Origin of the sequence: Mesorhizobium sp. M7D.F.Ca.US.005.01.1.1 (genome assembly GCF_003952545.1) — a bacterium.
GTDB classification, from domain to species: domain Bacteria; phylum Pseudomonadota; class Alphaproteobacteria; order Rhizobiales; family Rhizobiaceae; genus Mesorhizobium; species Mesorhizobium loti.
In genome coordinates this window covers 6,082,655-6,101,014 of sequence record NZ_CP034453.1, presented here as the reverse complement: position 1 = coordinate 6,101,014, position 18,360 = coordinate 6,082,655, and the positions used below count along the sequence as shown (strand labels likewise).

At 62.6% G+C, this 18,360-nt stretch carries 10 protein-coding genes; 8 read left to right on the top strand and 2 right to left on the bottom strand.

Features of this window, described 5'->3' with window-relative positions:
* The first annotated feature begins 312 nt into the window (after positions 1 to 312).
* The 6 genes from EJ076_RS36080 to EJ076_RS29715 all read left to right on the top strand — a co-directional run bounded on the left by EJ076_RS36080 (position 313) and on the right by EJ076_RS29715 (position 12,721).
* On the top strand, positions 313 to 9,009 hold the full coding sequence (locus EJ076_RS36080; protein WP_126070269.1) for a DUF5801 repeats-in-toxin domain-containing protein: 8,697 nt from the start codon (positions 313 to 315) through the stop codon (positions 9,007 to 9,009).
* A gap of 60 nt (positions 9,010 to 9,069) precedes the next feature.
* A complete protein-coding gene (locus EJ076_RS29735; RefSeq protein WP_109659519.1) occupies positions 9,070 to 9,441 on the top strand; it encodes a hypothetical protein in 372 nt (123 codons plus the stop codon).
* 51 nt (positions 9,442 to 9,492) lie between these two features.
* On the top strand, positions 9,493 to 9,756 hold the full coding sequence (locus tag EJ076_RS35505) for a hypothetical protein (protein ID WP_206438746.1): 264 nt from the start codon (positions 9,493 to 9,495) through the stop codon (positions 9,754 to 9,756).
* Positions 9,757 to 9,847: 91 nt separating this feature from the next.
* Positions 9,848 to 11,047 carry an ABC transporter substrate-binding protein gene (locus tag EJ076_RS29725; RefSeq protein WP_126070268.1) on the top strand — a complete coding sequence of 400 codons (1,200 nt, stop codon included), beginning with the start codon at positions 9,848 to 9,850 and terminating at the stop codon, positions 11,045 to 11,047.
* A gap of 57 nt (positions 11,048 to 11,104) precedes the next feature.
* Positions 11,105 to 11,785, top strand: coding sequence for a thermonuclease family protein (locus tag EJ076_RS29720; protein ID WP_245462912.1), 681 nt, complete (start codon positions 11,105 to 11,107; stop codon positions 11,783 to 11,785).
* 183 nt (positions 11,786 to 11,968) lie between these two features.
* Positions 11,969 to 12,721, top strand: a complete 753-nt coding sequence (locus tag EJ076_RS29715) for a GGDEF domain-containing protein (protein WP_126070266.1) — start codon at positions 11,969 to 11,971, stop codon at positions 12,719 to 12,721.
* 66 nt (positions 12,722 to 12,787) lie between these two features.
* Here EJ076_RS29715 and EJ076_RS29710 read toward each other — a convergent pair whose 3' ends face one another.
* Both EJ076_RS29710 and EJ076_RS29705 read right to left on the bottom strand, forming a co-directional pair.
* On the bottom strand, positions 12,788 to 14,335 hold the full coding sequence (locus tag EJ076_RS29710) for a GMC family oxidoreductase N-terminal domain-containing protein (RefSeq protein ID WP_164548764.1): 1,548 nt from the start codon (positions 14,333 to 14,335) through the stop codon (positions 12,788 to 12,790).
* A gap of 42 nt (positions 14,336 to 14,377) precedes the next feature.
* Positions 14,378 to 15,055, bottom strand: a complete 678-nt coding sequence (locus EJ076_RS29705; protein ID WP_126070265.1) for an FCD domain-containing protein — start codon at positions 15,053 to 15,055, stop codon at positions 14,378 to 14,380.
* Between the two features lie 204 nt (positions 15,056 to 15,259).
* On the opposite strand from EJ076_RS29705, the gene EJ076_RS29700 reads away from it, so the two are divergent.
* Entirely contained in the window at positions 15,260 to 16,888 is a 1,629-nt protein-coding gene (locus EJ076_RS29700; protein ID WP_126070264.1) for a choline dehydrogenase, read from the top strand.
* Positions 16,889 to 17,175: 287 nt separating this feature from the next.
* The gene (locus EJ076_RS29695; RefSeq protein ID WP_024505127.1) at positions 17,176 to 18,327 is read left to right on the top strand and encodes a cupin domain-containing protein; all 1,152 of its coding nucleotides are present in this window, start codon (positions 17,176 to 17,178) and stop codon (positions 18,325 to 18,327) included.
* Positions 18,328 to 18,360 lie beyond the last annotated feature (33 nt).

The following is an 18,360-nucleotide window of genomic DNA, read 5'->3' as shown; positions in this document are numbered from 1 at the left end:
TGACTGTGGACGCTACCAATCTTGTCTCAAATTATTGGAAAGGAAGGTGGATAACTTTCCCGCAAATCACTACGTCTATTTTCTATAAAATTTTATTCAATTTTATACTTTCATTTACCAGAAAACTCCGGCCTGCCATCGGTCAAGCAAGTCACATGGAAACCAACATATATCAGGTTATATGTTTGAGGTTTACCACGTGTAAAAAATGCCGAACACTGCATATCAGAATATATGAAATAGATTTCGAGACTGTTGCAAAGTAGAAGTGGCCGCTGTCTCTATCCGGGAAATATCGGAGGGGTTTCAGCCATGACGACCAATATCGAGTTGGACAGCTTTTCGGGTTCCTTGAACGAGCATTCCGCGTCCAATGAACACGGCGATCAGATATCGCCGGCCGAGATCCGGGTGGCACAAGCAAATTCGACGCAGCAGGCCGCACCGGCAGCGTCCGAACCGGTGCCGGTCGATGTCGGTGGCGGAGCGCCTGTCAAACCAGGAGCCCCCGCGGAAGCAAAGGCACCGCCGGCTGCTGCGCCGCACGAATATGTGGCTGACGCCAGCCACGTGGTAAGGCTTCCGGCCAACGTCTCGATCGACAACATCAAGGTCGACGGCCACAACCTTGTGCTCGAACAGGCTGACGGCTCGGTGATCGTGATCAAGGATGGCGCCCTGAACGTGCCGACCTTTATCATTGGCGACGTCGAGGTGCCGCGCGTCGCCTTGCTGGCAGCGCTCGAGGCAAGCCATGTCGATGTCGCCTTCGGCGCCGACGGTTCCATGTCGGCCGGCCCAGGCGGTTCGAATTCAAGTGCAGGCGGAGACTTCTCGATTCCCCCCGGCGGCATCGGCGACGGGTTCGACCTGTCGGCACTGCTGCCCCCGACTGCCTTGCAGTTTGGGCTTCTGGATCGCCGCGAACTGTTCCCGTCTATCGTCGACAAGCCGGTTTCAGTGACGGCCACGTCATTGCTTGCTCCCAGCGAAGCGGCCAGCGAAACCGGCCTTGACGGCGGTGGGGCGCAATCGCCAGGCAGCGACGCGCCGAGCCATTCGGAAACCTCCGGCAATGGAACGATCAGCATCACCGCACCGGATGGAATTGGGTCGATCGTCATCAACGGCGTCACCGTCACCGGCGTCGGCCAGGAGATCCCGGGGCAGTTCGGCTTCCTGACGATCGTCTCCTACAATCCGAGCACCGGCGCCATCGAATACAATTACACGGTGACCGAATCGGTCACCCATCCGAATCCGACGAACGAATTCGACCCCACCGACACGGTTCCGGACAATTTCAGCATCACAGTCACGGATGTCGATGGCGACACGGCCAGCACGACCTTTGCGGTCGCCATCGTCGACGACGTGCCGACGGCGCATAATGACAGCGGCACGCAGGCGAGCGAGAACGCGGCGGTGACGGTGAACGTGTTCGCCAATGACGTGCCCGGCGCGGACGGGGTGGCCATCACCGATCCGACCAAGGTGAGCTATGTGGCGAACTCGCTGAGCGGCGCCGGCACGCTTACCTACCACAATGACGGCACCTTCACCTACGCGCCGGTTGCCGGCGAGGAAGGGACGGTGACGTTCCAGTATCAGATCATCGACGGCGACGGCGATTCGTCGGTGGCGACGGTGACGATCAACCTGTTGAAGGACTCGACGCCGACGATCGGTGTGACGCCTCAGGCTCCCGATGCGTCGGGGCACAGCGCGGTGGACGAAGCGGGCCTTGCGGCGCGCGGTATCGAGCCGGCGGGTTCGGGCGAGATTGCCGACAACAACGGCACCAACAACAGCGATCCGAGCGAGACGGCGACGGGATCGCTGAACATCACCACGGGCAGCGACACGATCGGCCACCTCTATGTGACCGACAAGGACAACACCCAGATCGAGGTGACCAACGCGGCCGGCGGCATCCTGGTGCACGGCCAGTATGGCGATCTGACCATCACCGGCACGCCGGGAACTGGCTACACCTATTCCTACACGCTGCTGGACAACACCTCGAGCAATACCACCCATGACGATTTCGCCGTCCAGGTGGTCGATTCCGATGGTGACCCGGCCTCCACCACGCTCATCATCAACATCGTCGACGACGTGCCGACGGCGCATGATGACAGTGCCACGCAGGCGACCGAGAACGCCGCTGTGACGGTGAACGTGTTCGCCAATGACGTGCCCGGCGCGGACGGGGTGGCCATCAGCGATCCGACCAAGGTGAGCTATGTGGCGAACTCGCTCAGCGGCGGCACCGGAACGGTTACCTACCACAATGACGGCACCTTCACCTACGCGCCGGTTGCCGGCGAGGAAGGGACGGTGACGTTCCAGTATCAGATCATCGACGGCGACGGCGATTCGTCGGTGGCGACGGTGACGATCAACCTGTTGAAGGACTCGACGCCGACGATCGATGTGACGCCTGATGGTGGGACGCCGTCGGTCAATGCGACCGCGGTTGTCGACGAGAAGGGCCTGCCGGCGGGTACCGGCGAGCTTGCCGACCCAGCCTTGAACTCGGATCACTCGGAAACCACGGCGGGCACGTTCAACATCACCACGGGCGGCGACACGCTGCAGAAGCTCGAGGTGATGGACAAGAACGGCACCCTGGTGGATGTCACTTCTGGCGGCACGGTCCAGGGCGTCAACGGCGTGCTGACGGTGACCTTGAGCGGTGGCGTCTACAGCTACAGCTACACGCTCTCGAACAACGTGGCGAATGCCAATCCCAACCAGATCGGGGCCGCCGACCAGGCGACCGGGGAAAATTTCGCGGTAAAGGTCACCGACAGCGACAACGACACGGCCAATGCCTCGCTGACCGTCAAGGTCAACGACGATGGGCCGACGGCGACGAATGACGGCGTGCTTACCAGCCATGTGGAGAACGTGACGAACCTGACGATCGGCACGGTGACGGGAATCCTGGGCAACGACCACTACGGTGCGGATGGCCCGGCGGCGTCGGGTTCGCTGGTGATCGGCGTTGGCGACCATGGCGGCACGGTGACGGTCGACGGCCTTGGCAACCTGATTTACACCAACACGACGCTGAACGTGTTGAACGGCACGCCGGTCAACGAGACCTTCACCTACACGATCAAGGACGGCGACGGCGACACCACGACGGCGACGTTCCAGGTGACGCTGACGGACACCGGGGTTACGATGGGAGCGGCGCCGGCGAACCTGATCGCCGACGAGGACGACATCGCCGGGGCTGGCGGCAACGCCGGTGGGCCGGCCGACGAAGCTTCTCCCGTACTGTCGGGGCATATCGCCTATACGCTTGGCGCGGACCATATCGGCAGCGTTGTGCTGTCGACGGCCGGCAATGCAACTGGCCTGCAGACGCTGGCCGGGGTTGCGGTCGACACGACATGGATCGGCGGCCAGTTGATCGGCTACGTGCATGGCACGAACCCGAACCTCGCGGCCAACCAGGTGTTCACCATCGCGGTGACGAGCGTCACCGACAGCGGCGCGAACTACAACATGACGCTGCTGCAGCCGGTCCAGCACACAGTGAGCGGCACCGAGGACAATACGGCACCGTTCACGGTCACGGCGACGGTGACGGACGCCGACGGCAGCACCGGAACCACCAGCTTCACCGTCTCCATCGACGACGATACGCCGGTGGCGGCCAATGACGGCGCGCTTGCGACGCTTGCCGAACATGCGAGCGGGGTCAATATCGGCACGGCGGCGGGAATCCTGGCCAACGACCACTACGGTGCGGATGGCCCGGCGGCGTCGGGTTCGCTGGTGATCGGGGTTGGCGACCATGGCGGCACGGTGACGGTCGACGGCCTTGGCAACCTGATTTACACCAACACGACGCTGAACGTGTTGAACGGCACGCCGGTCAACGAGACCTTCACCTACACGATCAAGGACGGCGACGGCGACACCACGACGGCGACGTTCCAGGTGACGCTGACGGACACCGGGGTTACGATGGGAGCGGCGCCGGCGAACCTGATCGCCGACGAGGACGACATCGCCGGGGCTGGCGGCAACGCCGGTGGGCCGGCCGACGAAGCTTCTCCCGTACTGTCGGGGCATATCGCCTATACGCTTGGCGCGGACCATATCGGCAGCGTTGTGCTGTCGACGGCCGGCAATGCAACTGGCCTGCAGACGCTGGCCGGGGTTGCGGTCGACACGACATGGATCGGCGGCCAGTTGATCGGCTACGTGCATGGCACGAACCCGAACCTCGCGGCCAACCAGGTGTTCACCATCGCGGTGACGAGCGTCACCGACAGCGGCGCGAACTACAACATGACGCTGCTGCAGCCGGTCCAGCACACAGTGAGCGGCACCGAGGACAATACGGCACCGTTCACGGTCACGGCGACGGTGACGGACGCCGACGGCAGCACCGGAACCACCAGCTTCACCGTCTCCATCGACGACGATACGCCGGTGGCGGCCAATGACGGCGCGCTTGCGACGCTTGCCGAACATGCGAGCGGGGTCAATATCGGCACGGCGGCGGGAATCCTGGGCAACGACCACTACGGTGCGGATGGCCCGGCGGCGTCGGGTTCGCTGGTGATCGGCGTTGGCGACCATGGCGGCACGGTGACGGTCGACGGCCTTGGCAACCTGATTTACACCAACACGACGCTGAACGTGTTGAACGGCACGCCGGTCAACGAGACCTTCACCTACACGATCAAGGACGGCGACGGCGACACCACGACGGCGACGTTCCAGGTGACGCTGACGGACACCGGGGTTACGATGGGAGCGGCGCCGGCGAACCTGATCGCCGACGAGGACGACATCGCCGGGGCTGGCGGCAACGCCGGTGGGCCGGCCGACGAAGCTTCTCCCGTACTGTCGGGGCATATCGCCTATACGCTTGGCGCGGACCATATCGGCAGCGTTGTGCTGTCGACGGCCGGCAATGCAACTGGCCTGCAGACGCTGGCCGGGGTTGCGGTCGACACGACATGGATCGGCGGCCAGTTGATCGGCTACGTGCATGGCACGAACCCGAACCTCGCGGCCAACCAGGTGTTCACCATCGCGGTGACGAGCGTCACCGACAGCGGCGCGAACTACAACATGACGCTGCTGCAGCCGGTCCAGCACACAGTGAGCGGCACCGAGGACAATACGGCACCGTTCACGGTCACGGCGACGGTGACGGACGCCGACGGCAGCACCGGAACCACCAGCTTCACCGTCTCCATCGACGACGATACGCCGGTGGCGGCCAATGACGGCGCGCTTGCGACGCTTGCCGAACATGCGAGCGGGGTCAATATCGGCACGGCGGCGGGAATCCTGGCCAACGACCACTACGGTGCGGATGGCCCGGCGGCGTCGGGTTCGCTGGTGATCGGGGTTGGCGACCATGGCGGCACGGTGACGGTCGACGGCCTTGGCAACCTGATTTACACCAACACGACGCTGAACGTGTTGAACGGCACGCCGGTCAACGAGACCTTCACCTACACGATCAAGGACGGCGACGGCGACACCACGACGGCGACGTTCCAGGTGACGCTGACGGACACCGGGGTTACGATGGGAGCGGCGCCGGCGAACCTGATCGCCGACGAGGACGACATCGCCGGGGCTGGCGGCAACGCCGGTGGGCCGGCCGACGAAGCTTCTCCCGTACTGTCGGGGCATATCGCCTATACGCTTGGCGCGGACCATATCGGCAGCGTTGTGCTGTCGACGGCCGGCAATGCAACTGGCCTGCAGACGCTGGCCGGGGTTGCGGTCGACACGACATGGATCGGCGGCCAGTTGATCGGCTACGTGCATGGCACGAACCCGAACCTCGCGGCCAACCAGGTGTTCACCATCGCGGTGACGAGCGTCACCGACAGCGGCGCGAACTACAACATGACGCTGCTGCAGCCGGTCCAGCACACAGTGAGCGGCACCGAGGACAATACGGCACCGTTCACGGTCACGGCGACGGTGACGGACGCCGACGGCAGCACCGGAACCACCAGCTTCACCGTCTCCATCGACGACGATACGCCGGTGGCGGCCATGACGGCGCGCTTGCGACGCTTGCCGAACATGCGAGCGGGGTCATATCGGCACGGCGGCGGGAATCCTGGCCAACGACCACTACGGTGCGGATGGCCCGGCGGCGTCGGGTTCGCTGGTGATCGGGGTTGGCGACCATGGCGGCACGGTGACGGTCGACGGCCTTGGCAACCTGATTTACACCAACACGACGCTGAACGTGTGAACGGCACGCCGGTCAACGAGACCTTCACCTACACGATCAAGGACGGCGACGGCGACACCACGACGGCGACGTTCCAGGTGACGCTGACGGACACCGGGGTTACGATGGGAGCGGCGCCGGCGAACCTGATCGCCGACGAGGACGACATCGCCGGGGCTGGCGGCAACGCCGGTGGGCCGGCCGACGAAGCTTCTCCCGTACTATCGGGGCATATCGCCTATACGCTTGGCGCGGACCATATCGGCAGCGTTGTGCTGTCGACGGCCGGCAATGCAACTGGCCTGCAGACGCTGGCCGGGGTTGCGGTCGACACGACATGGATCGGCGGCCAGTTGATCGGCTACGTGCATGGCACGAACCCGAACCTCGCGGCCAACCAGGTGTTCACCATCGCGGTGACGAGCGTCACCGACAGCGGCGCGAACTACAACATGACGCTGCTGCAGCCGGTCCAGCACACAGTGAGCGGCACCGAGGACAATACGGCACCGTTCACGGTCACGGCGACGGTGACGGACGCCGACGGCAGCACCGGAACCACCAGCTTCACCGTCTCCATCGATGACGATACGCCGGTGGTGGCGACCAACCTCGCCGTCCAACTCGACGACGATGCTCTGGCCGGCGGCAATCCCGGCGGCACCGGCGATGTCACTCCCGACACCGCCAACCTCACCGGAACGCTGGCGCACAGCTATGGCGCCGATGGCGCCGGCTCGACGCTGCTGACCGGTGCCGGCCTGCAGACCTCGTCGGCGGTGGAAGGTGCCTTCATCCAGACGTTGAATGGCGCCGGGACGCTGCTGACGATCAGCCAGATCCAGAACGGCGTCGCGATGGCGGTGGTGTCGGTGGCGCTGTCTAACACGACGGCTGGCGCCTACACGGTCACTCAGTTGCATGCGATCGACCATCCGGCGGGCAGCAACGAGAACGACGTGGCCTTCACGGTCGGCTACACGACCACCGACCATGATGGCGACACGGCGCCCGGCTCGCTGACGATCAATGTCGACGACGACACGCCGACGATCACCGGCATTCAGGACGCGATCATGCCGAACATCAACAATACCGACGTTCATGGCACTTGGCAGCCGTCTTTCGGAGCTGATGGACCGAGTCTGACTTCGGCGATCAGCCTGGCGATGGGAACCGCACCGAGCGGGCTGACCTACGCGTTTACAGGCCAGGGGAACAATACCAATGGCGATGCGGTGGTCCAGGTCGACGTGAAGAGTGGAACGACGACCCTCTACACGTTCTACGAATACGCCCACTATGATACGGCAACGAATTCGTCCGAGATGTTCGCCTATAAGAATCTCACGGATGCGAAGGGGGCAACGGGCGCGAACGAGTTCTTCACGTTAACTGTGAATGCCAGCGGCACATACGATTTCCATCTGGTATCCAACAGCTTGCAATCGACGCCAACCTTCAGTGTTCTGTCAGGAATTGACAATGGTAATGGCGACTACGTGAAGATCGTAAACGGCGTCGCCTCATACGGCAAAGATCCGGTACCTGCTAGTGGCTACGACGTTATCATCGACGGCTTCAATGTGGCCGATCCTAATCCAGCCGACAACAGGATCTTCAAGAACAACAACGGCATGGGAGTGGAGAGCGGCAATCTTGACACGAACGAGACCATCACTTTCCACTTCAACCAGCTTCAAAGCCAAGTCACTGTTGGGATCGGAAAGGGCAACAACGCCGCATCCGAACACTTCCTGGTGACCATCTGGAATGCTGCGCATACCACGTCAGTAAGCTGGAACGTCACGCAGGCTGACGGCACGCCGCTGATTGTCGACGCAGCCCACTGGGGTACCGGCGGAACGACGACAGGCGCCTTCTTCAATTTCGGCGAGGTGGACGTTAAGAATATTGCGAGCGGCGCTGAGGATGACAAGGTCGTGCTGCTGTCGCTGACCTACAACGCACAGACCATCGTCAGCGATACCACACTAAACTTCGCGCTCGGCATCACCGATCATGATGGCGACACGGTTGCGAGTGCCGACAACTTGTCCGTATCTCTGGTTGGAACTCACACCGGCGCCGGCTATCAGGAAACCGGCACCGCGACCGCAGAGGTCATTGCCGCAAGTCCCGGAGCCGATACGATCATCGGCGGAACAGGCCTGGGCGACACTGTTGACTATTCCGGTAGCGTGGCCGCTGTTTCGATCCATCTCGCCGACAGCGGGTCTGCATCGGGTGCACCGGTAGACCCACACAACCCGCTCGCCGGCACTATCGGCGGCGGCGATGCCGCCGGAGACACGCTGACGGGCATTGAGGGGTTGATCGGTGGCTCGGGCAACGACTATCTGTTCGGAAACGTCGGCGACAATTATCTCGCAGGCGGCCTTGGCGCCGACACGCTGAACGGCGGAGGCGGCAACGACACTCTCGTTGGCGGTTTGGGCCAGGATACGCTCACCGGCGGCATAGGCGCCGACACGTTCAAGCTCGACAGCCTCGACATCAACGATATCATCACCGACTACAATGGCGGCGAGGGTGACAAGATCGATCTGACGGCGTTGTTCGAAACAGGACCAGGGGCCAATATCGCAGACTTCGTGAAATACGATTCGGGAACGCACACGCTCAGCGTTGACTCCAATGGCACAACCGGTGGCGCCAATTTCGTAGAGGTGGCCGCCTTGAACAACGTGCCAGCCGGTACGATCAACCTGCTCTACGACGACACGGCGCATGTACAACACACGGCAACGATCTAACGCCGTAGCGCGCGGCCACGCGACTATGTTATACGTCGCTAATATTTAGGGGAGCTCAACATGAAACGTTCTGCAAGACTGCTGGTTTCCGCTGCGACGCTGTTGCTGGCAGTCGGGTCGACGGGTTACGCCGCCGACATCATCGAAGGTCCGACGGCCGACTATTGCCGCACCGTCGGCACGTCCAACCTGGTGCTGAACGACAACATCGTCGACCTCAAGGAGCAGGTGGTGAAACTGATGGACGAGTCGGTCGCCGCCGCCAACAGCTCGGAGTGGATCAACTCGTCCCGGCCTGTCTTCGTCTGGGCGTCGGAAGCCAAGGTCGCCTGCGGCATGGCTTACGGCTATCTGAAGACGAACTATAAGGACGAAGACACCCTCAACAAGTGCGAGTGTTTCCACGATCGCATGGTCGAGTACATGCACTGACCGGATAGGCGAACCCGCCTGTTGGCCATCATGACAGCCGACGGATCATTCTTGAAGGCGATCGCAGGCGCGATCGTGTTCGTCGGCTTTGGCCTAACTGTCACGCTGGCCCGCGCCAACTGGCTGGAACGACCGTCCGTGGAATGCGGTCAGTCGTCCGGCCTGCCGGCGCATTGTGACGCTGCCACGGAGTGGACCCGGCAAACATTCAAGGCGTTTGCGTGCGGCGCGTGTTCGTGCCCGGGCGCCGACTATCGAAGTGCCGGGCAAGCAAGGCAGCTCAAGGCGCTCAGAGCCAGGCTTTTCGGCAGCTAAAAGAACTGCAGACGGCACAGCAAGTCCGCCGTAACATGACTTGAAGACCAGACCGGGAAGAATATCCGGCGGCACATGGGGTGGAGCATTCATGGAAGCTGGCCGACACGTCCACTGTCCACGGACATGGGCAATCGCCTTGGCGCTCGCCGTGATCGTGTCGGGCTGTCAGTCGAAAGGCGGCGTTTCCGAAGTGCTCGATCCGGCGGCGGTTACCGTGCCTGCCGGGCAGAATGGCGCCGCTGTTGCCGGTCCGGTCCAGGCGACCCAGTCGCTGGGCACCGGTTCGACAAAAATCACGATGCTGCTGCCGTTGTCCGCTGCGGGGCCGGCAGGGGAAAACGGCAGGAAGATGCTCGATGCCGCCAAGCTGGCAATGACGGATATTGGCAATGGATTGCTTACGCTGACGGTAGAAGACACCAAAGGCGATAGCGCACTGGCCAGCAAAATGGCGATAACGGCCATAACGACGGGCTCGAAGGTCGTGATCGGCCCGACCGAACTGCCGGCAGCCCAGCATATTGCCACGCTGTCGGGATCGAAGCGGCCACCGGTCCTGGCGCTTGCCGATAATTTCGCCGGCGGCGCCGGGGTTTATGCCGTGCTCCTTGGCGAAGCGGACAGCGCCGCTGCGGGCGCCGCGGGACTGGCGGCGAAAGGCAGCAAGAAGTTCGTATTGTTTGTCGCGGAGGGCCCAAACGCCAGCGCCATGGAGAAGCGAGTCGCGAACAGCCTCAGCATCTATGGTGCGACCCTCGCGGTCACTCTCCCGTATTCGGCCGGTGACGGTGGCGCGAAGGTGGTCGACGAAATGGGCTCACTCGTGGACGCCCCCGACGCCGTCATCGTTGCCAGCGGCAATGACAGCCCGGCGACTATTCTCGCCGCCCTCAAAGCAAAGGGCATTCCCGGAAAGACAATCTCCGTCGTCGGAACGAACCGCTGGCTGGAACACCCGATGGATCCGCTGTTTGGGGGGGCATATATCGCCACGCTCGATCCAAGTGAAACCGGGCCGATCGCCGACCGCTTCAGGACGGCATACAACTATCCGGCCGACGTCAATGTGGCCTACGCCTATGATATGGTTGCCCTGACTGCAGGGATTGCCAGCGCGGTCGGGCCTGATGGTTTCAGCAAAAAGGTTCTCGAGAATCCAAATGGGTTTCGTGGGTCGACCGGCCTGTTCCGGTTTCGGGCCGACGGATCCAGTGAGCGATCGATGCCGTTCTATCGGATTGAAAAAGGTGCTCTCAAGCTGGTTGCCAAATCGACGTCGGGTTTCTGACCGGCGAGACTCCTTGAGATCCTGTTCGCGCTGATGGGCCGGCCGGGCCGCAGCAGCTTGGCGATCGCGCTCGGAAGCCTCCTGCTTCTGGCCGGAGTCCTGCTGATCATTCAGGCCCGGGCTTTGCTTTCGGTCGATCGGCCTGTCCTTATCCCTTCGCAGGATATTGACGATACGCAGCCAAACCGGCCGGTTGCCCCCGTTACCGGCGCACAACGCCGAGAACCAGCCCGCAAGGTTGCTCAGGACCTGATCGCTCCGCCGCGGCTTGATCCCGCGGAGATCGAACGGGCCGAGCCCCGTCCGCCACTCAGCGAGCTCGGTCTCGCCGTGCCCCTGAAAACGCCGCTGCCCGGGGACTGGCGGGAGGTCTTGCTCTACCGCCCGATTGCCACATCGTCGGCGATGTTCGAATCCATGGGCCGGAAGGTGGCCATCAGTGGAGTGCAAGGCATCGACCTCGACACATCCTGCTCGTTTCACGAGGCCACCTGGCCTTGCGGCGAGCGTGCACGCGCCGCTTTCAATTCCTGGTTAAGGGGACGCGCGCTAAAATGTTTCGTGCCGCCGGACGTCGAGCGTTTTGCCATCGCCGCACCGTGCAGCCTGGGCAAGCAGGATGTCGGTGCCTGGCTTGTCTCCAACGGCTGGGCCATGGCACTGCCGAGTGGCATCTACGGCAAGGCGGAGGCGACAGCCAGGGACGCGGAGATGGGCATATTCGGCCCGGCACAATAGCTGGTTGCTCAGCTCCTGATATTTTGTTTGTCAACCGTCACGGGCGCAGCTTTCCCTGGGACAGACCGATTTCGTCCGCGACCTCGACGAGATCATTCCGCCGATGCATCAAATTGGAAGGTTCCTCGAAACCGAATTGCAGCACGCCGGCTCTATACCAGCTCATCCACAGGAGATCGGCCAGTGACAAAGACAATGGCGACCACCACCGCCCAGGCATGGAAAGGCGTCGCTTGGCTGACCTTTCTGGGAACCGCGGGAATCCTGGCCCTTTCCATCGGTCTCAACTATCTGCTCCTGTTCTCGGAGGGGCTGACGCCGTTTGGGCGCAGCATGGTGACGGCAATCCTGTTGCCTGTTGTCCTTGGTGTTCCGCTCTTTCTGTTCATTGGATTGAAGCAGATCGAGCTTCGTCGCTATCGCCGGGAACTCGACAAGTCAGCAACCTTCGACACCATGACAGGCTGCCTGAACGGAGCGGTCTTCACGTCGATGGTCGAAAGAAGAACAGCAAGGCCAGCGGCGCCGGGTCCGGGATCGGGCGCCTTCTTGGTCATCCATTCGGAACATTTGCGGTCCATCAACCTGCGCTTTGGTCTTGAATGGGGCGATGAGGCTTTGCGGCTCGTCGCCTCAACCATACAATCATCGGTGCGCGCGGAAGATCTGGTTGGACGCATAGGCACTTCGATGTTCGGGGTTTTCCTCTCAGGCGCCACCGAAGCAGAAGCCAGGGAAATCGGCGAGCGTATCCGGGCGCGTATCGCGCAAGTTTATTTCGCACCAAAAGGAACCGAGGATGCCCTGATCGTCAAAGTCGGCGGCGTGGTGTTCGAAAACGAGGTGGAGTTCGCGGACATGTTCCGGTCAGCCGAGCAGCGCATGGCTGGCATCCCGGACGGAGCCGCATTTGAATTGACGCATCTCCACAGCTGACTACCCGCCGGGGGGCGCCAGCGCCATTCAAACACCAGGGGAATTGTCAGACGCCGCCGCCGCCGTTCACGCTGCGGACTCGGTAATCCCTGTAGATGCTGCCCAGGTTTCCGCGATGGCGACGATTGCGGCGTTGATCGGTCCGCTCGGGATCGCCGGCATCACCGAAGCGTCGACGATAGAGATGTTGTCAAAACCGTTCAGCCGCAGGTCAGCGTCGACGATGGCGTCGGCATCACGACCCATCCGGCATGTGCCAGCCGGATGATGATGGGTGGAAGCGGCCCTGGCGATGAAGGCATCGAGCTCATCATCGGACTGAACCGGTGCGCCCGGCAGGATCTCCGCATCGCGCCATTCGTCCAGAGCCGCGTGATGGCCGACCATGCGCGCCCGCTTCAAGGCCATCCTGAAGACCGTGCGATCGTGTTCGGTTTCGAGATAGTGCGGATCGATGAGCGGCGCATCGTTACGGCCCGGCCCGCTTGGGGCGATGCGCCCGCGGCTTGTCGGATGGGTGACGCCGCACAGGATCGTGAAGGCGGAGCCGTAGGGCGGGGCGTTCAGGCCCTCGGCCGCTGACGGAGCGACGACGCAGGCGAGCACGATGTCGGGGCTTCCCGTGGAACGGGTAGGGTCGTCACCATGCAGGTACATCAGCGATTCGGAATGCTGCAGGCGGGACGGCGGCACCGGCTTTTTCGTGCTGTAGACATTTCCAAGGGCCAGCAGATGGTCCTGCAGGTTGCGACCGACATCGCGTCGATCGGCAAGGCAGCGTATCCCCGCCTGCTTCAGCGTATCCGGACAGCCAATGCCCGACCGCATGAGGATGAGCGGCGTGGACACGGCGCCGGCGCAAAGGACGATCCGGTCGGCGCAGAGCGTTCTGGTCTCACCCTCGCACACCACGCTCACGCCGGTGACCTTGTGGCCGTTCAGCACCAGATGCTCGACCGCGTGGCCGGTGAGCAAGGCCAGATTCGGCCGCGCCATGACCTGTGGCGGCAGATAGGCGTCGGCGACGCTCAGGCGCTTTCCGTCGCGTATATTGAGTGAATTGGGGCTGGTGCCGACCAGTTCGCCGCTGTTGTGGTCGGTCAGGGCGGGAGCCCCCATGGCTTGCCCGGCGGCGATGTAAGCACGCACGATCGGACTGACCTCGGCGTCCGGCAGATAGACGTCCAGCGGGCCGCTCTTGCCGCGTGCCGGCCCGTCGAAGGCAGTGAAGGCTTCACTGCGGATGAAGCCCGGCAACAATCCCCGATAGGACCAGCGCTCGCCGCCGACTGCTGCCCAGGGTTCGAAATCATCGGGATGGCCGCGTACATAGGCCATTGCATGCAGGCAGCTCGAGCCGCCGACGATCTTGCCGCGCGGCCATTCATGGACGCGGTTGGCGGTAAAGGGCTGGGGCACGGTGCGGTAGCTCCAGTCGTAGGCGCGGCCCTGAAGCATCGTCCATTTCAGCGGGTCGGCAATATCGGGATCGGCCGGCATCGCCCCGGCTTCGATGAGGCCGACCTGGCACGACCGGTCTTCACTGAGCCGGCTGGCAACAACCGAACCGGCGGATCCCGCGCCGATGACCAGCACGTCGAAATGACGTTTCAATTCGAAATTCCCCGCACAGGCTCGATGTCAGAAGGCGTACGATCACGCGGCAAAGGCGCCGGCATTCGATCGTTCCATGATCTGTCTCTGCACGGACAGCAGGTGCGCGCGCATTGCGGCCTCTGCCGCTTCGGGATCACGCTGCGAGATCGCTTCGGCGATCAGCCGATGCTCGCCGTCGCGCTGGGCGATCCGCTTGGGGCAGGTGGGGGCTGCGGTGCGCGCTACCTTCACCCGCGCATCGACCCCGACCTGACGCAGCATCTTGTAGAATTCCGCGGCGAGATGGTTGCGGGCGGCGGCGACGATCGCGAGATGGAAGGCGAAGTCGACCTCGCCCGACGGGGCATTCTCCGGCGTGGTTGCCGCGTCGAGGATACGCGCCGTCTCGAAAGAGGAGGCGCGCAGCGACGCCAACCGGGCAAGGCCCGGCTCCATGATCAGGCGCAATTCCAGAACCTCGATCGGGTTGGTTACCCTGACCAGTTCCTCGCCATATCTCGGAAGGGCGGTCGGCGCCCGTCTGGCGCGCGCCGGCTTGAGATCGCCTGAATGGCGCAGCGCTTCAAGCGCCTTGCGAAGCTGATGGCGCTTTACACTCAGATGTTCCGCAAGATCGCGCTCGGACGGAAGCTTGCCGCCGCCCTGCTGCAACTGGCGGACCGCGGCAATGATGTCGTCGAGATCCGATGGTCCGACCTGCGGCTCGAATGCGCTCAAAACCAAATCTCCTGTCCGATCGGCAGATCGCCGACTCAACGTCCTGACATCATATTGTGACACGAAAACCTGTTCGACGGCACTCAACCAATTCAACCAATCTACAACTGTACGCAATGGTTGACAACACCAGTTGTGCGATGGTTGACTGCCTTCGTCGACGGTTGCCATCGCGGCGGGCCGTCTTTCTCCCGAGGATCACGCATGCCGGCTGGCGAAACCTTTGACTACGTCATTGTCGGTGCGGGATCGGCCGGCTGCGTGCTGGCGAACCGGCTGAGCGAAGACCCCGCGGTGTCGGTGCTTCTGCTGGAGGCGGGGGATTGGGACCGCGATCCGATGATCCACATCCCGCTTGGCTGGGGCAAGATACTGACCGAGCGCCGCCACGACTGGATGTATTTCTGCGAGCCCGAGGCCAATGTCGGCGGACGCAAGGTCGAGTGCGCGCGCGGCAAGGTCATCGGCGGCTCTTCCTCCACCAATGCCATGGCGTATGTACGCGGCAATCGCGGCGATTACGATCGCTGGGCGGCAAGCGGCCTGACGGACTGGTCGTTCGACAAGGTGCTGCCCTACTTCAAGAAGCAGGAGCGCTGGGAGGCGGGCGAAAGCCGGTATCGTGGCGGCAGCGGGCCGCTGAGCACCCAGTTCTGCCGCTACAAGGATGAACTGATCGATGCCTTCGCCACGGCCAGCCGTGATGCCGGATATCCGCAGACCGACGACTATAACGGCGCCATACAGGAAGGCTTCGGCCGCCTGCAGATGACAATTGCGAACGGCCGGCGCTGCTCGACCGCGACCGCTTATCTGCGGCCCGCCATGCGCCGCGGCAACGTCAAGGTGCTGACCGGCGCGATGGCGACGAAGATCCTGCTGAAGGATGGGCGCGCAACGGGCGTTGCCTATGCCAGAGGCGGGGCGAGCCATGAAGTTCTGGCGCGACGCGAGGTTCTGCTTGCCGGCGGCGTCATCAACACGCCGCAACTGATGATGCTGTCGGGTATAGGCGATAGCGGCGAACTCGCGGCGCATGGCATCGAGACGAAGGTCGATCGTGCGCAGGTCGGCAAGAATTTGCAGGACCATGTTTCGGTCATCCTGATGTATCGACGCAAACAGCCGGGACCGTTTCTCAAGATGATGCGGGCCGATCGTATCGGGCTGGATTTCGTCAAGACCTATCTCACCGGAAAGGGCTTTTCGGGAGATGTGCCTGGCGGCGTCGTGGCATTCCTGAAAAGCGATGCAAGCCGGCCGCTGCCGGACGTACAGTTGCTTTTCACCGCCGCACCGCTTGGGGCATGGCCTTACATGTCGCCCTTCAAGGCGCCGTTCGCCGACGGCTTTGCGACCCGTATCGTTGCCGTGCAGCCGGAGAGCCGCGGCAGCGTCAAGCTGGCATCGAGCGATCCGGTCGCCGCGCCGCTGATCCACCAGAACTTCCTGTCCTCGCAGCGCGACTGGCAGTCGCTTCGCGCCGGTTTTCGTGTTGCGCGCAACCTTGCCAGCCAGCCGTCCATGGCCCCGTTCGTTGGCGTGGAATTCTTCCCCGGCCCGAAATGCGAGAGCGACGAAGAGATCGACGAGCATATCCGCAAGACCTCGATCACCGTGCATCATCCGGCCGGCACGTGCCGTATGGGTGTCGATGCGGAGTCGGTGGTCGATCCGGAATTGCGGGTGCGGGGCGTTGCCGGACTTCGTGTCGTGGACGCCTCCGTGATGCCGGATCTCGTCTGCGGCAACATCAATGCGGCGGTCATCATGATCGCCGAAAAGGCCGTGGATCTGATCCGCAGCCGCGCTCAACAGAGCGTGGCGGCCTGATAGCGGTCGCCGGTATGCAACCAAAATCTTTTGGTTGAGATAAAAATCTGTGTTGGTTGGACTGCCGCGTGAGCCTGCGCGGCCGTGGCGGGTAGGCTTCATTACGCCTTTCTGAGTGCATTTTGTGCGAATTTTGACCATCTATGCCCATTTTTAAGCATTTGCCTGCCGAAAATGCATCTCAACCAAAAACTTATAAATTTCGCAATTTGGGGATTGTCGAGCAAAACCAATGCGAATACGGTTGAGTTGGTTAGAAGCATTTTCTTCGTGACGAGAGGTCCGATATGTCCCTGGCGCAACCAGCTAACGATGTGCTCACCAACAAGAAGGCAGCACTCAAGGGCCTCTATGACGCCCTCTATGCGAAAAACATGTTTCCGTTCTGGGCGACGTCGGAAGGCGTCGACCATGACGAGATCAAGCAGCTGATGGCGACGTCGAAGGCCGTTCCCTTCGTGTGGTCCTATTCGGACATCGAGCCGCTGCTGCAGCGCGCCGCCGAACTGGTGACCATGGACGACAGCGAGCGCCGTTCGCTGATCCTGGTCAATCCTGGACTTGCACCCAAGCGTGCATCGGTCAGCACCATGTACACCGCCTACCGCCTGAATGATCCCGACGAGATCATGCCGCCGCACAAGCACTCGCCGAGCGCCATCCGCTTCGGCCTGACCGGCAAGGGCAACTTCACCGGCGTCGAGGGCGAAGACGTGGTCTTCGGCCCGGGCGACATGGTGCTGACGCCCAACGACGCCTGGCACAATCATGGCACCGTGGGCGGCGAGCAGGCAGTCAACCTGTCGGTGCTCGACCTGCCGCTGGTCGAAACGCTGCATGCCGTCCATTTCGACCACAAATACACCGAGATGGTCGACGGCAAGGAAGTCGAGAAGAAGGTGCAGACCGCCCGCTATCCGAGCGACTACTCACAGCGCATCTATGGTGAGGGCGGCCTGATGCCGCGTTTCGTCGACCACAAGCGCGGCGGCGGCCTGTCGTCGCCCATGTATGTCTATCGCTGGGAGAAGATGGAAGCGGTCCTCGATGCCCACAAGGATTGGGATGGCGACCCTCATGAAGGCATCGTCATCGACTATGTCGATCCGACCACTGGCGGCCCGGTCTTCCACACCATCAATTTCTACGTGCAGATGCTGCGCCCCGGTGAGAAGACCTTGCCGCAGCGCGAGACGGCCAGCCTGCTTTTGGCGCCGTTCCGCGGCAACGGCCATTCAATCATCGACGGCAAACGCTATGACTGGAACCAGTTCGACACCATCGCCATACCCGGCGGTTCCTGGGTCGAACATGTCAACGGCTCGTCGAGCGAGCCGGTGATCTTCTTCGGCGCCACCGATGCGCCGACGCAGAAGGCGCTGCTCCTCTACAAGCGCTGGGGTCGCAACCAGGCCGGCGATCTGCTCCGCCTCGTCTAGTCCGGTCCTTCGGCAAGCACTGTCCCGCCGCCA